At 66.1% G+C, this 1906-nt stretch carries 2 protein-coding genes; both read right to left on the reverse strand.

All coding sequences use genetic code 11. The features are described 5' to 3' along the window. Positions 1-339 precede the first annotated feature (339 nt). Complete coding sequence (locus AC5ZG5_RS46030; RefSeq protein WP_130231816.1) at positions 340-1539, reverse strand: IS91 family transposase; 1200 nt, start codon at positions 1537-1539, stop codon at positions 340-342. Between the two features lie 7 nt (positions 1540-1546). Next, positions 1547-1906 (reverse strand): tyrosine-type recombinase/integrase (locus AC5ZG5_RS46035; protein WP_496165560.1); only part of this gene is annotated, 360 nt, incomplete at its 5' end.

Raw genomic sequence — 1906 nt, forward strand, 5'->3', positions numbered from 1 at the left:
TGTGAAGGGTTTCGGATGCCGGCCGCTTGAGGGAGGGCGCGGCGTATTCGGCGGCCGGCGTCCGAAAGCCTCCAAGGGAGGAAACCGCGCGTGAGAACGTAAGGCGGTGCGGCAGGCGTTATGGGGATTTGAGCGCCGCGGGCGAGCTCGTTGATTGAGATCGAGTCGGCCCAACGAGTTGCGCGACGGTGAAGTCGCTGACGAATGCGCGGCGGATGGCCTTGAACTCGACAAGTTGTCCGACGATTTGCGACGGCTGGTGGATATCTGGGCGCGCTCTGCCGTGGCCGGTCGAGGGCCAGCGAGCGCGGCGAGCGGATTTGCGGGATTGCGGCACGGTCAAGAGGTGTCGATCCTGATGTGGTTCGTTGGAGCTGTCGGCCGATGCCGTGGCATTGCACCGCGCGCGAAGACTTCGATGATGATCATGCGACCGCCGCAGCATGGACAAGCCGGCTTGCTGGGATCGACGGCGGCCGCGGTGGGCCGACCTTCAGGTTTTGCAATGGCAAGCAGCTCACGGGCGCGTGCGATGTTGCCGGCGCAAGCGCCTTTGGCGAACAGGCCGTAGTGGCGGATGCGATGCAAGCCCTTGGGCAGCACGTGGATGAGGAAGCGGCGGATGAACTCGAAGGTCTCGAGTGTCATCTGCTTGTATCGATCGCGGCCCGCGACGCGGTAGTCCTTCCACTTGAAGGTGACGTCCTGCTGGTCGCAGGCGATCAAGCGACTGTTGGCGATGGCGACGCGGTGGGTATAGCGCGACAGATAAGCCAGCACTGCCTCTGGCCCACCGAACGGCCGCTTGGCGTAGACAACCCATTCGGCCTTGCGCAGCGGTGCGAGATAAGCCGCGAAGGATTGCGCCTCGGCGAGATGGGCGTGATCGCCGAAGAAGCTCAGGCGGCCGGCCTGGTGGGCCGCGACGAGCTTCTCCTGGAACACTCGCCGGAACAGGCGGGAGAGTACGCGCACGGGCAGGAAGAAGCCCGGCCGGCACGACACCCAGCGCTGGCCGTCAGGCGAGATGCCGCCGCCCGGCACGATCATGTGCACATGGGGATGATGGGTCAGCGCCGAGCCCCAGGTGTGCAGCACGGAGGTGATGCCGATCCTGGCCCCCAGATGCTTCGGATCGGCGGCGATCGTCAGCATGGTCTCGGCCGAGACCTTGAACAGCAGGTCGTAGAGGACGGCCTTGTTCTGGTAGGCGATGTCGGCGATGGCCGCAGGCAGCGTGAACACGACATGATAGTACGGCACCGGCAATAGGTCGGCTTCGCGGTCGGCGAGCCAGTCCTTGGCGGCGGCGCCCTGACACTTCGGGCAGTGCCGGTTGCGGCAGGAGTTGTAGGCGATGGTCGTATAGGCGCAGTCCGCGCAGCGCGCGACATGGCCGCCGAGGGCCGCCGTGCGGCAGCGCTCGATCGCCGACATCACCTTCATCTGGTCGAGGCTGACATGGCCGGCATGGGATTGACGCCATGCCGGGCCATGGTTGCGGAAGATGTCCGCAACCTCCAAGGCTGGGCGCGACACGCGTGCGTCAGCCGGGCGGCCGGATCTCCTTGAGCTTGAGCGCGATGTGCTCCAACGGGCTCATGACCTCGCTGATCGTCTTGGTGGCGACGCGGGTATAGAGCGCCGTGGTGTCGAGCTTGGCGTGACCGAGCAGCACCTGGATGACGCGGACGTCGATGTTCTGCTCCAAGAGGTGGGTGGCGAAGCTGTGCCGCAAGGTGTGCAGCGAGACGCGCTTGTTGATCTCGGCCATCTGGGCGGCGGCGTGACAGGCGCGATTGAGCTGGCGTGTGGTCATCGGCTGGGCCGGATCGCGGCCCGGGAACAGCCAGCCCTGCGGCCGCGCCGCCTTCCACCAGGCCCGCAGCAACTCAAGCAGGTGTGG

The sequence above is a fragment of the Bradyrhizobium sp. Ses1 genome (assembly GCF_059512365.1).